Here is an 18,769-nt window from a genome sequence, read left to right as displayed (position 1 = left end):
ATGAAAGACATTTTCGAGCAAAATAATTATCGTTTTGGAGTTGAGAGTTTTCTACTTATGTATTTAAGTCGTTTTCAGTTTGTGCTGGGTGCTGATTTGGAAAGATATGCAAATAGCAATGGAGTTTTTAATAAAAATAATCCTTGTCATATTTACTTTGTTCTTAGACGACCCAAAGTAACTGTTGAACCAAAATCAGTCAAGCTAGACGGAAATAAAGCTCGGTTAGATTTTATCGTCCACGGTCAAGAATCCTATGGGGTAACGAGTATGAGGTTTGAGTTCAAAAAAGCACAATCAGAACTTAAGTTTTATTCGAAATATCCTTATAATTTCTTCACTATTTCGGATAAGAATGGGGTTTTGATGGGCGCAAGACCTAGTATACTTTTGGATAGTAATCAGGTACAGGATAATATTAATACCCCCGCATTAGACTATGAGGTGCTATATATTGGACAAGCTTATGGAAAAAACGGGAAACGAACTGCATTGGAGAGGCTCTCGGCTCATGAAACAGTACAAAAGATTTATACCCATTCCTCAACTCAATATCCCGATTCTGATATTTGGATTTTGTTGACACGATTTACTCAAAAGAGTATGTTAATGGTGGCTGGTTCAGATATTATCAATAGAAATGTTGAAGATGCTAAAATTGAAGAGAAAAAAATTGACCATATGTTTGAAAATAAAGGCTTGTCTTTTACTGAAAAACAGAAAATAAATTTTACAGAAGCTGCTTTGATTAAATATTTTGAACCTAAATATAATATTGAATTCAAAGACTCATTCCCAAGCTCCAAACATAAATCGTACTCTGAATGCTATAGTCTAGATGTACGCGCATTAACAATTGAACTAGACACCTCTGAAATGAAAAGAAATATCTATACTGAAAAAACTGGACGAAAAGAACATCACATGCAAATGTTTGAGTTCAATTCTGACGAAGATAGAATTAGTTTACTTGGATTTAACGATGGATAAAATGCAAAAGTTAAATTTATGTTAAAAGGTGAGCCTCGCGGTGCGTCTAAAAAACGAGCCCTTGGCAGGCCTTTGATACAGGGCTTTTCGAAGAAAAGTTCGAGTCCCGTCCAGACCGCAGAAGCTCTCAAGAAATTGGGAGCTTTTTTTATACTCGAAATTAATTAGCTCTTCCATACTTCTTAGTACGAGTTACGCATTTTTTTTATCTGCAGTGAAACCGGAACTTATAGAAAAGGCCTACCAAAAAAATTTCTATTGATAAAAACAAAGGCTAAACTTAACTAAGGGCCAGTGGTAAAATCGAAAGGTCTATGTATATTTATAAAGTCGCTAAGTAATACAGATTTCGTTTTAAAAAAGAAACGTAAACCGATGAGCAAATACCAAGGAATATTAGATCACATCGCCAGATATGTTAAATTGTCAGAGAGTGAAATAGCCGAGTTTACTTCGATATTGAAAATCACTAGGGTAAAGAAAAGGCAATTTATCATCCAACCCGGGTTCGTATCTGAATATCGGAATTATATTGTGGAAGGTGCAGTGAGGGTTTTTTATTTAGATGACGCCGGAAAAGAACATACGGTAAGTATAGGTGTTGAAGATTGGTTCTTTACAGATTTTACCAGTTACCTTAACAGAACTCCAGCAGAATACTATGCAGAAGCCCTTGAGGACTCTATAATTATACAAATGAAGTATGACGATGTAGAAGCAATTTGCGAAAGAATACATGCTTTATGCCAATACTTTAGGCTTTATATAGAAAAAGCACTTTCCTTTTCAAATCAGCGGGTAATTACCAATATTAGTAAGACTTCAGAGGAACGCTATTGGGACTATGTCAACAAATACCCCCAAATCGCCAATAGGGTACCACAGTATGTCTTGGCGTCTTATTTGGGAATTTCCCCAGAATCAATAAGTAGAATTCGTTCGAAATCATAAATCTTGATATACATCAAGATTAGGTCTTGATGCGCATCAAGCGCTTTTCTTAACACACGTCATATTCCTCTCTTCACATATGACGCAACTTTGTCATGTCTAATAATTACAAAAAAATAGATAATGAGAACATAGGTGATTTAAACCTTCATCCTCATTTCATATAAAATTAGCAGTCATGAATTCACAAGCAATTCCTTCCTATAAAGAAGGTTCAAAAGAATTAAAGGAAAAACTATCGCATACGCTTTCAGCAAATGCGTTCGAGGTCTTTAATTCAGATGCGGAAAGAATCGGTAAGGAATATACAGCTGTGTTAAAACTCAAGGTCGGGGATAAGGCACCAAATTTTAAGCTTGTCAATACAGACCATGAATATGTCAACCTCTATAAGGTTTTAGAAGCAAAAAGAGTAGTGCTTACCTTTTTCAGAGGTACTTGGTGCCCTTACTGTAATTTAATTTTAAGCCAGTATCAGGCGGTGCTTCCTGAAATAGAGAAAGCAGGGGCCACAGTACTTGCTATCTCCCCACAAACACCGGATGCCTCTTTAGAGACAAAGAAAAAAAATGGGCTGGAGTTTGAAATCTTGAGCGATAATGGAAATATAGTTTCCAAAGAGTTTACCACAATTCATAAAAATCCCGAAGGATCACTACATGAAATGACCGAATTGGGATACGACTATGATTGTTACAACTGCGATGAGAAAAGTGAAATTCCGGTTCCCGCCACATTTATTATTGAACAAGATGCAACGATTTCCTTCGCAAAAACAGAAGGTGGAGATTATAGAAATCGTGTCGAACCTATTGATATCATCAGTGCTTTAAATAGAAAATAAACAATCCCATCACCAATTAAATTCAATTTTTTTAATCACAACAACAGTAAAACAAAGTAAAACACAGTAATCAAGTTATCATGAAAAAAGTAATTTTTAAAATCTTACCCTTCGTACTCATCACATTTACCATTTCTGTGCAAGCACAGGAAGCAAAAGAACTAATTGTCAAAGTGGTAGAAGCCAATGGTGGCAAAAAAACCTTGCGCAAATTAAAGGATGTATCCTTTGACTATATCTTCAAAGTTAAAGACAACAACATTGAAGACATTTCTAAAGAACGATACATCTTTAATGGTGAGGTTTCTTATGCAGATTATACCAAAAGACAGGTTTACGCCATACCTCAGATGCCTGGCGAAACATACACACAGTTCTTTAACGGTACAAGTTCAATCTCTAAAATAGACGGAAAAACGATTACCGAGCAACAACCGGCCTTCATTGGTCATATTCTTAGAAAAACAAACTATTACTGGTTCACCATGATGTTCAAATTGGCTGATCCAGGTGTAAATCATAAAATGTTACCCTCAAGAGAAGTAGACGGTGTGACCTACAAGATCGTTGAGATGACCTTTGGTGATAATATCGGGGAGTCAAGTAAGGATAAGTACATCTTGTACATCAATCCAGAAACATATTTGGTAGATCAATTTCTATACAACGCAACGGGATTCGGTGTTACGGAGCCAAGTATAATGAAAGTGAAGTACGAGAAAGTAGATGGCATCTATTTATCTACCTATCGCAAATACGCCCCAGCGGACTGGGATGGTAATAAGTTAGAAGGACCATGGACAGAGCAGTACACCAAGAATGTGAAGTTCAATAATGGTTACAATTTGGAGAACATTCAAAGTTAGCACACGCTTATTTAACCATATTAAAAATCTCAATAAACAGAAAATTTTAAAACTAAATTAAATTAAAAACAAAGTAAATAATTAATTATGAAAGCAGTAGTATATAAAGAAAGAGCAAAAATCGAGGTCGTAGATATTCCAAAACCTCAATTGGTAAAAGATGATGATGTCATTGTACGCATTACCCTTGCAGGTGTTTGTGGAGCCGATTTGGAGTTCACTCAAAACGGACCTGAAATGGGCTTGTTTGAAGGCATGCGAATAGGGCATGAATTTGTTGGTATCATTGACCAAGTAGGCAAAGACGTTCATACCTTAAAAGTTGGAGATCGGGTCATAGCTTCCGCTATGTTTGTTGACGGAGATTGCTACTATTGTAAACGTGATTTACCTAGCGCATGTGACCATGGTGGACTTTTTGGAACTCCGCTTTTCGCTCAACATGGTGGCGATGACATCCAAGGTGGACAGGCAGAATTCATACGTGTCCCTTATGGAAATTCCTCCCTGTTTAAACTTCCAGAAGGCTTAACCGGCGATGAGCATGATACCAAAGTTCTTCCTCTAGGAGATAACTTCGCAACAGGTTACCATGGTGCATTAAATGCAAATATCAAAACAGGAGAAACGGTAGTAGTAATAGGTGATGGTGCTGTAGGCCTTAGCGCAGTAATGGCCGCAACATTATTTGGCCCTTCTACCATTATTCTCGTTGGACGTCACGATAGCCGATTGGAATTGGCGAAAACTATTGGAGCAACACATGTTGTAAATTCTAAAAATGAAGATCCTGTTGCCTTTGTGAAATCACTGACGGAAGGAAGAGGCGCAAATTCAATTATCGATTCTGTTGGTAATAAAACAGCAATTGCCCAAGGTATGGAAATGACCCAGGCCGGAGCCTCGATAAGTGTACTAGGTTTTGGTCACCTTTATGAGACAGTAGAGCAACCTTATTCATCGGCTTTGTTTAGAAACATAACGATTCATACAGGTGTTGTAAACGTAGCCGCGTACATGAAAAAATTACTTCCTATAGTGGAAAGAGGGGTTATTGACCCAAGTAAGATCTTTACCGACATCTTACCGTTATCAGAGGCGGAGAAAGGATATGATTTGATGCGTGACCGTTCATCGGGAACGCTTAAAGTGGCTTTACGTCCATAACATCTTTTAAAGTTGATGTGTCGAAAAAGGTTTCTAGAAAATCTTTTTTGACACATCATTCAACTCCATAATATAAAACGCATTACGAATATGAGAAGATTATTTTTAGTTGTTTATACAGGGATTTTATTGGCCTCCTGTGCCAATGAACAAACAACGGCAGACAGAGAACAGGAAGAAGCCAATTTAATGGAAACCAGTCGCAAATGGTCACAATCATTTTCTACGGATGAATATTTTAGTTTCATCGGTGAAGGTGGTATCATGATGGCCCCGGGCCAACCCCTTTTAGAAGGCCATGAAAAGATTAGAAGCGTGTTACAAGAATTTCAATCACTACCCGGTTTTAAAGTCACTTGGGAACCTCAACAAGCACTAGTATCTATGAGCGGAGATTTAGGTTACACCATAGACAAAATGTTAGTGAATTTTGACGATGAAAATGGCGTCACGGTAAATCAATTTCAAAAAGTCGTTTCTATTTGGAGGAAGAACGAACAAGGCGAATGGAAAATGGCTGTAGACATTTGGAATGCTGACCCTACCCTAACATCAATCAATTAATAATTTTTCAGCATGAAAAAGCAGATAATGCCCTTTCTAACACTAACCATTTTTTTAACACTTTTTACCATGTCAAACTTAGGAGCTCAAATCACCACACCAGCTAAAAGCCCTGAAGCGGAGGTCAGTCAGCGTGTTGGTATTACCGATATTACTATTCATTACAACCGGCCTTTTGTGAAAGGCAGAAAAATCTGGGGCGGTTTAGTGCCTTACGGATTTAACTATTTAGGTTTTGGAACTTCTAAAGCTGCACCTTGGAGGGCGGGCTCAGATTATAATACCACGATTAGTTTCACGCATGAAGTTAGTATTCAAGGTAACAAAGTTCCTGCTGGTAAATATGCCTTATTCATGGCACCTGAGAAAAATGGTGAAGTCACTATAATCTTGTCTTCCAACACAACGTCTTGGGGATCTTACTTTTATGATGAAAAAGAAGATGTGCTCCGTTTTAACGTTACTTCGCAAGATAAAAGCACTTCAACCGAATTATTGACCTATAGTTTTGATACGGTTAAACCAACAAGCGCCACGGCTTCTTTGAATTGGGGCACCAAAGAGATTCCCTTTACCATTGATGTTGCGGTTAATGAAATTGTAATGAAGGGTATTCGGAATGATTTGAGGAATCCGAAAGGATTTCAACAATCTACTTGGGATGCTGCCGCAAACTATGCCTTCAGTATTGGTCAATTAGAGCAAGCTTTGGAATGGGTGAATGCATCTATAGAGGGGAACTTTTTTAGTAAAGAAACCTTTAGCAATCTTTCCTTGAAATCTCAAATATTAGAAAAACAAGGCAACACTACCGAAGCAAATGAAATATTACAAAAATCATTGCCTTTGGGGAGCCCCGATGAATTGTACAGATTGGGCATAGGTTTAATTACAGATGGGCAATTGGATAAAGCCCTTGAAATCATGAAAGCCAATGTCAAATACAACAAAGGCGCTTTCCCCAGCCATTATGGTTTGGCTAGGGTGTATTCAGCTAAAAAAGATTTTAAAAATGCCCTAAAAGCTTTGGAAAAAACAGGTGACGATACGCCAGAACATTTTAAACCCAGATTTAAACAGTACAAGGAACGATTGCAAAAGAAAGAAGATTTTAATTCAAAATAGTATGTGGTCTTTCGCTTTAAATCAGAGGCTAACTTTAATAAAAATCAAGTAACAATAAAAATTAAAACAGACATGAAAAGAATTCTATTAACATTAATAATAATTACTATGACAAATACAACAAAAGTAAATGCACAACAAACAGATGTGCAGCGCATTGAGACAACATTGAATTACTATCTAACAGGATTGGTAAACAATGATGCCGAAACCTTAACAAAAGCCTTTCACCCTACCTCAACAATGAAGTGGATTGGTGAAAAATACACTGAAGTCAATGCTATTGAAGGATTAACTGAAGGCATGGATGGAACTCCGTACAAAGAAAAGATAAAAACAAGAGTTGTTTCCATAAGTATTGCGGGAGATGCTGCAAGCGCTCAGTTAGAGATTCAATTTCCCACTTTCACTTATATCGATTTTATGCACGTATTAAAGATAGAAGGTGAATGGAAAATAGTTAGTAAAATATTCCACACTAGACAAGATTCTAAGTAATAGAATGCTTCTAAAAAAAGCTTTAATCTTAAAAAAGGTAGGTTCATTTACACCTGTTTTTGAACCTATCTTTTATGGGTACAGCGCGGCTTTACACCACCGATTATTCTTGTGATATAAAACTTGATGTACATCAAGTTTTCTTTTTGATGGAGGTCAAGCTTTTTTCTTAGCACAGGTCATATTAATCCCTTCACATTTAACGCAACTTTGTAATATCAATATTGACCAAATAAGCGTCTAAACATTTAATTGAAATTCTTGAAAATATCGCTATGAATAAGTATCTACTTCCTGTAATTGCCATTGTTATTGGAGTCACCATTGCCTTTGTAACCAAAAATCAAAAATCAATAGGTACCAAACTCCTATTATCTTTCAGCGGTGCTTTTTTGTTGGCATTAACTGTTTTTGATCTATTACCAGAGATATATCATCATTTAGAGCCTAGACAAACCGGACTTTTTATCATGTGTGGTGTTTTATTACAAATTGTTTTGGAGTTTTTCTCAAAAGGTGCAGAGCATGGTCACGACAACACACATGAGAAAGACAAAAGGTTTCCATGGGTTTTATTTATAAGTCTCTGTATTCATAGTTTTTTAGAAGGCTTTCCTATTCATGAACACAATGATATGGTCTATGGTGTATTGATTCATAAAATTCCGATTGCTGCATTGATAACCACATTTTTATTTCAATCCAGCTATAACAAAACTCAAATTATTGGCTTCTTAGTAGTCTTTGCATTGATGACCCCGTTAGGCACCTTCGTTTCTAATAATATACTTTTAGCACCCCAACATATAAACATTGTTAATGCAATAGTGATTGGCATCTTTTTACATATTGCCACTACTATTTTATTTGAAACCGGCGAAGGCCATAAATTTAATTTATCAAAGTTGGCAATGATATGTTTAGGTATTTCTATAGCTCATTTCATTTAAAAAGAAGGGTTCATTTGCAAACATTGGTTAATCATTTCATGAATAATATCATTATTATCTACTAAAGAGAAAGCGTATGCTACATTTCTAATGACTATTACATCATTCAGAATATTTGTTGAGTGGTTCTTATTATTAACTTTGAAAGAAACTGCTTTAAATGAAACATCTATTCGCATTTTATTTTTTAATCGCCCTTATATTTTCTTGTAACTCAGATTCCGGTAGTATTACAATTATACCAGAAGACGATTCGAATACTGAAGAACCGGTAGGTGAAAATCCTGATACGGGTAATGGTTCAGCAGGTGAATTTGATAATGGGATGATAAGAAATCTTTCACCTTCAGAGATAGTTTCTGAAATGAAAATAGGTTGGAATCTCGGGAATAGTTTAGATGCAGAAGGTCCTGACGAGACTTTCTGGGGAAACCCGGTAACCACTCAAGCAATGATCAAGGCAGTGTCAGATAGAGGTTTTAATACCTTAAGAGTTCCGGTCACATGGCGTTTTCATCAAGGTTCAGCCCCTAATTATATAGTAGAAGAAGATTGGTTAGACCGAGTTGAAGAAGTAGTGAATTACGGCAGGGCCAATAATATGTATGTTATTATCAATGTACACCACGATGATCCATGGATAATACCCACGGCCGCTATGACAAATGAAGTAAGCGATAGGCTCACCAAGTTATGGACCCAAATCGCGAATAGATTCAAAAATTACAGCGATTATGTAATCTTTGAAACCTTAAATGAACCAAGACATGAAGGCACACCTGAAGAATGGAGCGGTGGCACAGCTGAAGGTAGAGAAGCCGTAAATCAGTATCACCAAGTAAGTTTAGATGCTATTCGAGCGACGGGGGGCAATAATAATTTGAGACAAATTATGATCTCGACCTATGCGGCAAGTACTTTACCATTAACAATGAACGCTTTACAGATTCCGAATGACGATCCAAATACAATTGTATCACTTCATTCATATTTTCCCTTTCCGTTTACCCTTGAAGGCACTGACCAGACCTGGGGTACAGATGACGACAAGGCCCAACTTACAGCAGAAATGGACCGAATCAAAGCAAAGTTTATAGATAATGGAAAAGCGGTAGTTTTAGGCGAATGGAGTTCGGGAAACCAGAATAATCTAAATGATCGTCTTGCACATGCCACCTTTTATGCGCAAGCTGCAGCCGAAAGAGGTTTCGCTAGTATATGGTGGGACAATGGCAATACCAGCGTATCAAACGATGGACTAGGTATATTTGACAGACGAACACTAACCTGGCCATTTGGCGAAATAGCTGATGAGATTGTAAATGCTTACGATTGAGACGAGTTGCTTTTAGCATAGTGAAATATTAGTAAAACTTCCCGTACCCAAAAACAATTTTTGTACTTAGCTAACATCGCACTTCATGATTCTTGAACTTAAAAACCAAAATGGCCTTAGTGCCACTTTAACTGATTATGGGCAACGTCTAATGGCTCTCAACCTTCCCGATAAAAATGGAAAAATAGATAATGTTGTTTTGGGATATAAAGACCCAAAAGACTATTTAAAAAAAGAACCTAACTATTACGGAGCTTTCGTAGGCAGGTATTGCAATCGAATCGCTGAGGCCCAATTCAAGATGGACGATAAGATAATAAAGCTTACTAAAAATAATACCCCCAATCACCTTCATGGTGGAAAAAAAGGTTTTGCAAGCAGATATTGGGATGTTCTTGAACTAAAAGAAAATACGATTACCTTTTCAGGAATCTCCAATCATGGAGAAGAAGGTTATCCCGGAAACTTAAGTATTACCGTAAAGTATACCCTAACGGATAACAATGTCTTACGAATAGAATACAAAGCCCACACAGATAGTGCAACACCAGTTAATCTTACGCACCATTCATTTTTTAATTTAAAGGGAGAAGGTTGCGGAACAATTTATGACCATGACCATATATTAACGCTGATACTTTTTTACCTATAAGGGCAGATGGCATTCCAATAGGGCATTTAGAAAAAGTAAATGCTACCCCGCTCGACTTTCGAAAGCCTAAAAAAATTGGTAGGGACATTCTAAGCCCGCATTCGCAATTGAGTACAACCAATGGTTATGACCATACCTATGCAATAAACAAATCTCCAAAAGACAAGAATCTTTGTTTTGCTGCAAAGGTTCATGAACCTTCTAGTGGAAGAACCATGGAACTATATACCGATATGCCGGGAGTTCAACTTTACACGAGTAATTTTCTTGACGGCACCGATTCTGGAGAAAGTGGCAAACCTTATATAAAGCATGGGGCTCTTTGTTTGGAAACCCAGTTTTTCCCTGATTCGCCAAATCAACCTGATTTTCCAAATACTATACTCAAGCCAGAAGAGACATGGACATCAATTACTGAATATCGTTTTAGAATTGAGCATGGAAATCCCGAATGAAAATTTGAGAGAAAGCAAAGAGACTATTTACCGTCCCAAACTGTACGAAAACCGATATGCTCGGCAGAAGAATCTAGTGTGGCAGCCATTCTTGCCGAAATACGATAACTAGAGCAATAAGACGCATTACATAAAAAAGAACCTCCCTTTATCACTTTCTCTTTTGCATATGGGTTATTGGGGTTATGCGCAGAAAGTGCTCCTTGAGGATTGACTATGGGAATAGCGCTTACCGCTAATTCTCTATAATACCCGGTATTATACCAATCGTTGGTCCATTCCCACACATTACCGGCCATATCATATAAACCATTTGCATTTGCAGGGTACGAACCTACTGGGGCCGTACGGGTATAATTGTCTTCATTTGTATTGTTATAAGGAAAAGTTCCCGTCCACGTATTGGCTTTAGAGACCAATTCGGCAGATGAATTACCCCAGTAATAGATTTTATCGGCAGCTCCGGCTCTTGCCGCCAATTCCCATTCAGCTTCAGTAGGCAATCTTCTACCTGCCCACTTACAATAAGCCAAGGCATCTTCATAGGCGATATGAACCACAGGATGATTTTCATATCCCTCAATAGAGCTGTCCGGTCCTTGCGGATGCTTCCAATCTGCCCCAATAGTCCAGCGCCACCATTGGGTGAAATCTCCTAGATTTTGCACAGGATTATCCGTTTTCAAAAAAGTCAAAGAACCCGGTTGCAAGATAGAGTCAGCTGGCTTGGGCGTGCCGGCCGGTACTTGATCTTTCATCTCATCCCAATCAATTCCTCTTTCAGCAATAGTCGTATAACCAGTAGCTTCAACAAACTCCTCAAACTGACGGTTGGTCACTTCAGTGATATCCATAAAAAACCCATCAACGATTACCTTATGCTTTGGTTTCTCGTGATTCATGGCAAACTTATCCTGATCAACCGCACCTTGAACGAAACTTCCTCCAGGCACCCAAACCATGCCCAATGGAGGTTTTATATTTTCGGGTGGAAGTATTTTTACTTTATAAACTGCCTCATCTTTTGTCTCCTTTCCGCTTTTCTTTTGAATATTGTTACATGCACTAAAAAGAAATAAACTAGTAAGTAATAATAGAAATCTATATGTCATAAAATTGATTTAATTATTCAAATAACAGCCTAAAAAATATCAGTTCTATTCTATCCGCAAAATCGATTTTATTCAAAATTGTAATAAAATCTAACTGTTTAATGAACTCAAAACTGGGTAGAATAATATTCCATAAAAAAAGAAAAATAGTCCAAATTCAGCAATTTCAAATGCATTCTCTAATATGCCCTTTATGCACTTATTGGCATTTGCCGTGTAGAATGTAAAAGCAAATTTCTCTTTATTTTTTTATAAAGTTCTTCTGATTTTATAGGCTTGGTCAAAAAATCATTGACATTAAATTCAGTTATTCTTTCTTTTGATTCACTGGTACAATCGGCCGTAACAACTACAATAGGGATATTTTTAGAACATTGAACCTTACCTGTTCTTATTTTTTCGGCCGTCTCAAATCCATCCATAATTGGCATTTGTAAGTCCAATAAAATTAAATCGAAAGTACCTTTATTCAAAAGCTCAATGGCCTCTTTACCATTATTAGCTATTGTAAGTGATGTATTCTTCCATTTTCTTACGAGCATTTTAATTACCGTTTGATTCATTTTATTGTCTTCGACCAATAAAATATTTGCATTGTTCAGATTTTGGCATTCTGAAATAATTTCAGATTTCTTAGAAATGGATGGACTAACAGCTTTGACATCTAAAGAGACTTTACAAACTGCGCCATGGCCGGGCTTATTATTTTCAATAGTGATATTACCGTTATGTAAATCGACATAATTTTTCACGACGTATAGGCCTAAGCCCAGACCGCTATACGCTCTGGTGTCACCAAAAGATTTTTTAGTAAAAGACTCGTAAATAGTACTCATTTTCTCCTCAGGAATACCGATTCCCGTATCCGAAACCAAAAATTCCAGAGCCATGGTAGTTCCTTTCTTTTGCCTGAATCGCACCTTAAAATCAATTTGGCCAGAGGTCGTAAACTTAATGGCATTATCTATTAAATTATTCATTATCTGGGCAATTTTCAACCTGTCTCCAATAATTTCTGTCGGGAAATTGTCGGGAATTTGAAAATTGAAATCCAACTCTTTTGCCGTTGCTTTTTTCTTGTTGATTTTTACTATTCTTTTCAAAAGCAAGTCTACATTGAACTTTTCCTCTTTGAGTACCTGGGTCCCTTTTTCAATAACAGTAAAATCCAAAATATCATCAATGTAACCAAGTAAATTTTCAGACGAATTCAAAATAAGCTTATACTTTTCGTCTAAGGCATTACCCACTTCATCTTGCTTCAATGAAGATGTAACCCCCATAATCAAGTTTAAAGGTGTTCTAAGTTCATGGCTTATATTAGAGAGTAAAGAAGACTTTATTTGATTCATATCTTCTGAACGCTGAAGGGCCAACAATTGATTTTTTTCATTGTCTCTTCTTAAGTTTCTGATTCTATTGCTCATAGAAATCGATAGAAAAATAATCTCTAACCCTATTCCAAATTTTGCACCATTATCAGATATAAACGAATTCTCAATTAGATTAAAATTATTTAAAATGAAGACGATGAAACCAATCAATAAAAATGAAATACCAGCTATAAACCAATTATCCACCTTTTGTTTCTTTGATTTTAAGAACACTATACAAGTAATCATTTGCAGTATGACAGCTATACCCAAGACATTGGCCAAAGGATAAATTGTAGTCAACGTACCTGGCAATATGAACAAACACATCGTGAATATCAGGGCAATATTCAAACCATTACCGATTAAGTTTAAAAATTTGTTATGATGCCCTATATCAAGAAATTGTTTACCGTATTTATTAAAGAAAAGCATCGATAGCAAAGCGGTCATTAAAACCCCTCTATCGGATAACCAACCACCTTTTGGCATGATATATTGATGAAAAAAACCATCTAGGGAAAATTGTAATGCCGCAATAAAAAACACATAAAAAGCATAATAAATAAAGGCTTTATCCCTTAGGGCAAAAAAGAAAAACAAATAGATGATAAAAGCTAAAATTAGAATACCGTAGAAAAAACCATAGAAGACCTGTTCTTTATAGGTTAGGTATAAAAAAGCATCTTTTTCATGAAGCTTTAAGGGTAGCATAAGTACTTCTCCATCACTTTTTAAATGAAGATAGCCCTCCACTTTTTCGTTTCCATTTAAGGTGATTTCGAAAATTGATTTTCTATGTAAAACAGTTTTTTTACTAAAAGCAATTTTATCACCACTAAACTGCCTACTTACTTTTTCTTCACCATCGATAAGGTATAAATTAGCTATATCTGTAATAGGCCTTCCTGTTTCTAAATAATAGCTTTTTACTTTTGATGATGAATTTTCAAGATTGAACTTTATCCAGTAATGATGATCTGTAAAACCAATATTTTCTTTGAGTTCGGTTAAAGGAATGAAAGGTAAAGTTGGCGCTTTCTTTTGTATAGTTTTAAAATCATATGTTGTTTCACCTGCATCAAAAATAGAAGCACTAGAACGTATGGAAATTGGTTGCGATATATTATTTCTTTCAAAACTTTGCGCTTCTATGTTAAGCGTCGACAATAATGTAAGGGCAAAAATATAGTTGCCAATTACTATGTTAGGCAATTTGGTCAAGGTATGCATAAAGTAGGTTTTAAAAAATGCCATCTTTGGGAAATAGCACCTTCTCAATATTATTGTAAAAACAAAATATTTACTGATTCTAAAATTACAGTGTAAATAAATAAAATCATTAGTAGCATTACCTTATTTGTAAGTTATTCTGTACAATTATTCGTTGTCTCGCATTTTATATTTACTAAACAATCTTATCCTCAATAGCATTATTCATTCGCTTTTTGGCAAATTGTTCTTTACTTCCTGTTTTCATATCGGCATATCTAGGATCGGGAATATAGTCTTGCTTTTGCATTTTAATAACTTCGATACTCAAAAAACCAAATTCACTGACCACCTTACCATAAAAACGATAGATTCCCTTACCTCTAAAGCGATACTTAGCTGCAACCGGTGGAAAAAGCACGGTATCAAAGACTTCGCCATACTGATCTAACAGTGTAGCAAAATGCATCCGTTTTCCCGTATGGGTGCTTGTGTTTTTCACGGTAACCAAATACCCATAAATATCAATATGCCTATTTAAGTACTTTTGAAGATCTTGCTGTCCATTCGTACTTTTAGGTTGTTCTAAAAGAAGCTCAAAAGGACTACACAAGGGGAAGCCTAAAAGCTCCCACTGTTCGAAAGCGTTCTCTGTATTTGTGGCATATAACTTCGGAATTTCAAACTTTTGATGCTTGGCCGTGAAAAGTTTAGGGTGAGATGAACGTTTGTTTTTTGAAAGTAGCATGTGAGCTTTCCATAATAATTCGTGTTTGTTGACTTGAGTGAATCTAAAAGCATCTATTCTAATAAGAATACTCAACTGCTCTATCGAAATAATGACACGGTCTAAAAAATCTTCAAGCGATAGAAACATTCCTTCCGCTGTGCGTTCTTTTATGATACGCTCCATAACACGCTGCTCTAGATCACGCAAATACATCATTCCTAAATAAATAGACTTTCCATAAATCACATTAACAATTTGACTCTGGTTAATGCAAGGTGGGTGTATCGTTGCCCCCATCATACGGGCATCGTGCACATAAAATTCAGAACGGTAAAATCCGCCTCCATTGTTAAGTACTGCCACCATATATTCCAATGGAAAATAGGCTCTCAGAAATAAGCTCTGATAGCTTTCTACCGCATAAGATGCCGAATGACCCTTTGCGAAAGCGTAGCCCGCAAAACTGGCTACTTGATGCCATATCTCATTGATTAGTTTTTCATCATATCCCTTTCGGAGGCAATTGGTCCGAAACTTGGCCTTTACTTTTTCAAACTCTTCTCTAGACCTAAACTTGCCGCTCATTCCCCTTCGCAGAACATCGGCTTCACCAAGCGTTAAACCTGCAAAATAATGGGCTACCTTAATCACATCTTCTTGGTATACCATGACCCCATAGGTATCTGGCATAATATTCAGCATCACAGGATGCCCCTTTTCTTCTGCCCTACCAGAATTACGATGTCTCAGAATATATTCTCGCATCATTCCGCTTTTTGCAACACCGGGGCGTATAATTGAACTCGCCGCGACCAAGCCTAGATAATTATCTACCTCTAACTTTTTAAGCAACATACGCATAGCAGGAGATTCCACATAAAAACAACCCATACACTGTGCTGTTTTTATTAAATTATTAATAACGGGGTCTTTATAAAATTCTGAAACATTGTGAATATCAAAATTTGCTTTATCTGGCTGATTCTGCTTTACGATGGCTACGGTATCCTTTATTTTTCCTAAGCCCCGCTGTGCGAGAATATCGAACTTGAATAGGCCCACATCTTCTGCAATTACCATATCAAAATGCACCGTAGCGAAACCCTTTGGGGGCAGAAAAGTAGCAGAAAAGTGCTGCAAAGGCTTTTCGCTAATAAGAATACCACTTGCATGAACACTCACATAATTGGGCATTCCTTCAATCAGCTTTCCATACTTAAGTACGAGTTTAGCCATGCTATCCATACTTGAAGAAACACCTTTACCTTCACTTAGTGCATCTATCTCCTCTTTAGGCAGCCCGAAAACCTTGCCCAACTCTCGTACCACGCCTTTGTACTTGAACGTAACATAGGTGCCCACAAGGGCAACATGGTCAAAACGGTCAAAAATATAGCGGGTCATGGCCTCACGGTCTCGCCAAGAAAAATCAATATCAAAATCTGGGGGATTGGCACGGTATAAATTGATGAAGCGCTCAAAATATAAATCTAACGCTATAGGATCTACATCTGTAATATAAAGTAGGTAGGCCACAATACTATTGGCTCCACTACCTCGGCCCACGTAGTAAAAACCTTGTTTGCGAGCCTTAGCCGTAATATCCCAATTGATAAGAAAGTAGGATACAAAGTTCTTGGCCTTAATAAGCTCCAGTTCTTTTTTAAGCCTTTCTTCAATTACATGGGATATTTTTCCCTTGTAGCGCATGGGCAAACCCTTCATGCATAGATTTTCCAATAAACGCTCATCCTCTTCCCTGCTACTACTGTAAAACTTTAAATTTTGAGAATCTCGATCGACAGAAAAATCAAAATCAATACTGCATTCGTTAAGTAAGCGTTCGGTATTTTCAAGGATATAGGTATGTTCAGAAAAAGCCTTGGTCAAATTCTCTAAGGGATGCATTTTTTCATCTTCATTGGCAACTTCACTATCATCAAGTTTACTTAGTAAAACGTTGTTGGCTATGGCCCGTAACAATCTGTGGGCATTAAAATCACGCTTATTTCTAAAAGTTACCCGTTGCTGTACCACTAACTTATTGGTATATCTTTTAAATCTTGAAAAAGGAAGTCGTCTTAAATCTTTTATAGAAACCCCGATAAATTCGTGTGCTAAAAACTCCTCTTTGTCACTTAAGAGTATCGCCTCAAAAGGATAGACCACAAAAATATTTTTAAAAGTAGGTGCGTGTATGGGTATTTCAATTTTATAATGGAGATGATATGATAAAAACTCGTTCAGTTCTTGATAACCCTTATTGTTCTTGGCAATACCAACAAAGCATTGATCAACTCCATTTCTAAAATCAATACCTAAAATAGGTTTAACGCTATACTTAGGAGCTTCCCTAACAAAATTCAAACAGGCCGAAGTGTTGTTGATATCGGTTAGCACCAATTGCTTAACGTCATTTTCTTGAGCTAGATGCAGTAAGTCTTTTTCAGAAAAAGTTCCGAATCGTAAACTATAGTATGTATGACAATTCAAATACAAGTTCAAGTTCAAATTCAAAATTGCTCGATGCCCGGTGTTCGTTGTTCTTGGGCTGACTGATTTACCATTCTTAATTTCTTTTGCTCAAATCTTATGTCTTACATCTAACAGCGAAGCGGTCTCACCTCTTCATTTCATTGTTTTCTATGCGCCAAAACTATCGGAGGTTGGCCATTAAAAGGATTATGCATTCTACCAATGGTTTTTGCACCCATAGCCGATGCCCTAAAAACCGAGCGGTCTCCATAACGGGTGCGTACATGATCCATCGCCTTGTACAGGTTCAATGCCTCCTCGGTGTCGTCAAAAAGATTGATCTGATAATTGCCCGACACCAAATGACTAAAGCGAATTCCTACCAAGCGTACCAACATACGTTTGTTGTACAACGAATCAAATAAACCCATAATCTTAGGAATAAGAATATGGTCTGCACTCGTATAGGGAATACGCATTTGTTTAGAATAGGTGTTAAAATCTGAATACCTGATCTTAACCGCGATACATGCCGTAAGCTTTTCTCCACGGCGTAATTGAAAAGCCAGATTTTCTGCCATCGCCAATAGAATACCACGAAGTTTTATTACATCTATCGTATCACGGTCAAACGTACGCTCATTTGAAATGGATTTTCGCTCATGAAACGGAATTACCGGGGTATTATCCAATCCATTTGCTCTTTTCCAAATGACTCCTCCATTAGCTCCAAGGACTCTTTTCATAATATCCACAGGCATTTCTTGTATGGTCTTTACTTGTCGAATACCAAGGTTTCGAAGCGTTTGATAAGTCTTATCACCTACCATGGGTATTTTTTTTACGGAAAGAGGCGCCAAAAATGGTTTCTCATAACCAAAGTCTATCTTTAACTGATTATTGGGTTTGGCCTCATTAGTAGCCACTTTAGACACTACTTTATTTACCGAAAGTCCAAAAGATATGGGCAACCCGGTTTCTTGTATAATTTTTTGGCGCAGCTCAGAGGCATATTTATAACTGCCGAAAAAGCGGTCCATTCCAGAGAGGTCGGCATAAAATTCATCGATACTCGATTTTTCAAATACAGGGACTGCCTCTTTTATAATCTCGGTAACATCGTCAGAAAATCTACTGTAAGTACCTGCATTTCCTTTTATGACCCTAGCTTCAGGGCATAGTTCCCTTGCCATTCTCATGGGCATGCCCGAATGAATACCATAACCTCTGGTTTCATAACTACAGGCAGCTACGACACCTCTGTCTGTAATACCACCTACCAATAATGGCACGTTCTGTAGCTCGGAATTTAGCCTGCGTTCCACGGATACAAAAAAAGTATCCAAATCCAAATGTAAAATGGTCTTGTTCACTATCTCAAAAAAGGATAGCTAATTTATGGATTATTTCCTTTTATATGGATTATTTCCAAAATATGTGATTAAAAAACATCAATACCAATCTAAAAA

16 protein-coding genes are annotated in these 18,769 nt (G+C 36.9%); 12 read left to right on the top strand and 4 right to left on the bottom strand.

Features of this window, described 5'->3' with window-relative positions:
* The 12 genes from ACZ1GR_RS12140 to ACZ1GR_RS12085 all read left to right on the top strand — a co-directional run bounded on the left by ACZ1GR_RS12140 (window position 1) and on the right by ACZ1GR_RS12085 (window position 10,398).
* Window positions 1–990, top strand: a complete 990-nt coding sequence (locus ACZ1GR_RS12140; protein WP_472609228.1) for a hypothetical protein — start codon at window positions 1–3, stop codon at window positions 988–990.
* A gap of 375 nt (window positions 991–1,365) precedes the next feature.
* The gene (locus ACZ1GR_RS12135; protein WP_472609227.1) at window positions 1,366–1,941 is read left to right on the top strand and encodes a Crp/Fnr family transcriptional regulator; all 576 of its coding nucleotides are present in this window, start codon (window positions 1,366–1,368) and stop codon (window positions 1,939–1,941) included.
* Window positions 1,942–2,119: 178 nt separating this feature from the next.
* Complete coding sequence (locus ACZ1GR_RS12130) at window positions 2,120–2,785, top strand: peroxiredoxin family protein (RefSeq protein WP_472609226.1); 666 nt, start codon at window positions 2,120–2,122, stop codon at window positions 2,783–2,785.
* Between the two features lie 80 nt (window positions 2,786–2,865).
* Complete coding sequence (locus ACZ1GR_RS12125) at window positions 2,866–3,651, top strand: hypothetical protein (RefSeq protein WP_472609225.1); 786 nt, start codon at window positions 2,866–2,868, stop codon at window positions 3,649–3,651.
* Window positions 3,652–3,738: 87 nt separating this feature from the next.
* Window positions 3,739–4,818 (top strand): zinc-dependent alcohol dehydrogenase, encoded by a 1,080-nt coding sequence (locus tag ACZ1GR_RS12120; RefSeq protein ID WP_472609224.1) that lies wholly within the window; start codon window positions 3,739–3,741, stop codon window positions 4,816–4,818.
* 90 nt (window positions 4,819–4,908) lie between these two features.
* Window positions 4,909–5,382: a YybH family protein gene (locus ACZ1GR_RS12115; protein ID WP_472609223.1), complete on the top strand. Its 474-nt coding sequence runs from the start codon at window positions 4,909–4,911 to the stop codon at window positions 5,380–5,382.
* A 12-nt stretch (window positions 5,383–5,394) separates the two neighbouring features.
* Window positions 5,395–6,507, top strand: coding sequence for a DUF2911 domain-containing protein (locus ACZ1GR_RS12110; RefSeq protein ID WP_472609222.1), 1,113 nt, complete (start codon window positions 5,395–5,397; stop codon window positions 6,505–6,507).
* 108 nt (window positions 6,508–6,615) lie between these two features.
* On the top strand, window positions 6,616–7,005 hold the full coding sequence (locus ACZ1GR_RS12105; RefSeq protein WP_472609221.1) for a nuclear transport factor 2 family protein: 390 nt from the start codon (window positions 6,616–6,618) through the stop codon (window positions 7,003–7,005).
* Between the two features lie 275 nt (window positions 7,006–7,280).
* The gene (locus tag ACZ1GR_RS12100) at window positions 7,281–7,955 is read left to right on the top strand and encodes a ZIP family metal transporter (RefSeq protein WP_472609220.1); all 675 of its coding nucleotides are present in this window, start codon (window positions 7,281–7,283) and stop codon (window positions 7,953–7,955) included.
* 160 nt (window positions 7,956–8,115) lie between these two features.
* A complete protein-coding gene (locus tag ACZ1GR_RS12095; RefSeq protein WP_472609219.1) occupies window positions 8,116–9,291 on the top strand; it encodes a glycoside hydrolase family 5 protein in 1,176 nt (391 codons plus the stop codon).
* 85 nt (window positions 9,292–9,376) lie between these two features.
* On the top strand, window positions 9,377–9,943 hold the full coding sequence (locus ACZ1GR_RS12090) for an aldose epimerase family protein (protein ID WP_472609218.1): 567 nt from the start codon (window positions 9,377–9,379) through the stop codon (window positions 9,941–9,943).
* Window positions 9,916–10,398, top strand: a complete 483-nt coding sequence (locus ACZ1GR_RS12085) for an aldose epimerase family protein (protein WP_472611816.1) — start codon at window positions 9,916–9,918, stop codon at window positions 10,396–10,398. The genes ACZ1GR_RS12090 and ACZ1GR_RS12085 overlap by 28 nt, the downstream gene beginning before the upstream one ends.
* A gap of 23 nt (window positions 10,399–10,421) precedes the next feature.
* Here ACZ1GR_RS12085 and ACZ1GR_RS12080 read toward each other — a convergent pair whose 3' ends face one another.
* The 4 genes from ACZ1GR_RS12080 to ACZ1GR_RS12065 form a co-directional block, all read right to left on the bottom strand.
* Entirely contained in the window at window positions 10,422–11,510 is a 1,089-nt protein-coding gene (locus ACZ1GR_RS12080; RefSeq protein WP_472609217.1) for a formylglycine-generating enzyme family protein, read from the bottom strand.
* A 191-nt stretch (window positions 11,511–11,701) separates the two neighbouring features.
* On the bottom strand, window positions 11,702–14,140 hold the full coding sequence (locus tag ACZ1GR_RS12075; protein WP_472609216.1) for a hybrid sensor histidine kinase/response regulator: 2,439 nt from the start codon (window positions 14,138–14,140) through the stop codon (window positions 11,702–11,704).
* 151 nt (window positions 14,141–14,291) lie between these two features.
* Entirely contained in the window at window positions 14,292–17,324 is a 3,033-nt protein-coding gene (locus ACZ1GR_RS12070; protein ID WP_472609215.1) for a DNA polymerase III subunit alpha, read from the bottom strand.
* 134 nt (window positions 17,325–17,458) lie between these two features.
* Entirely contained in the window at window positions 17,459–18,673 is a 1,215-nt protein-coding gene (locus tag ACZ1GR_RS12065; RefSeq protein WP_472609214.1) for a DNA polymerase Y family protein, read from the bottom strand.
* Window positions 18,674–18,769: the final 96 nt, after the last annotated feature.

It is taken from the genome of Croceitalea sp. W27 (genome assembly GCF_055693185.1).
The sequence above is the reverse complement of the archived record's forward strand: the minus strand, read 5'-3'. Positions and strand labels throughout refer to the sequence as shown.

Bases quoted from the DNA above. Each gene is read 5' to 3' on its own strand.
- ACZ1GR_RS12115 (WP_472609223.1), top strand. From the start codon at position 4,909: ATGAGAAGATTATTTTTAGTTGTTTATACAGGGATTTTATTGGCCTCC.
- ACZ1GR_RS12125 (WP_472609225.1), top strand. From the start codon at position 2,866: ATGAAAAAAGTAATTTTTAAAATCTTACCCTTCGTACTCATCACATTT.
- ACZ1GR_RS12100 (WP_472609220.1), top strand. From the start codon at position 7,281: ATGAATAAGTATCTACTTCCTGTAATTGCCATTGTTATTGGAGTCACC.
- ACZ1GR_RS12075 (WP_472609216.1), bottom strand. From the start codon at position 14,140: ATGGCATTTTTTAAAACCTACTTTATGCATACCTTGACCAAATTGCCT.
- ACZ1GR_RS12130 (WP_472609226.1), top strand. From the start codon at position 2,120: ATGAATTCACAAGCAATTCCTTCCTATAAAGAAGGTTCAAAAGAATTA.
- ACZ1GR_RS12095 (WP_472609219.1), top strand. From the start codon at position 8,116: ATGAAACATCTATTCGCATTTTATTTTTTAATCGCCCTTATATTTTCT.
- ACZ1GR_RS12140 (WP_472609228.1), top strand. From the start codon at position 1: ATGAAAGACATTTTCGAGCAAAATAATTATCGTTTTGGAGTTGAGAGT.
- ACZ1GR_RS12080 (WP_472609217.1), bottom strand. From the start codon at position 11,510: ATGACATATAGATTTCTATTATTACTTACTAGTTTATTTCTTTTTAGT.
- ACZ1GR_RS12090 (WP_472609218.1), top strand. From the start codon at position 9,377: ATGATTCTTGAACTTAAAAACCAAAATGGCCTTAGTGCCACTTTAACT.
- ACZ1GR_RS12135 (WP_472609227.1), top strand. From the start codon at position 1,366: ATGAGCAAATACCAAGGAATATTAGATCACATCGCCAGATATGTTAAA.
- ACZ1GR_RS12110 (WP_472609222.1), top strand. From the start codon at position 5,395: ATGAAAAAGCAGATAATGCCCTTTCTAACACTAACCATTTTTTTAACA.
- ACZ1GR_RS12105 (WP_472609221.1), top strand. From the start codon at position 6,616: ATGACAAATACAACAAAAGTAAATGCACAACAAACAGATGTGCAGCGC.
- ACZ1GR_RS12120 (WP_472609224.1), top strand. From the start codon at position 3,739: ATGAAAGCAGTAGTATATAAAGAAAGAGCAAAAATCGAGGTCGTAGAT.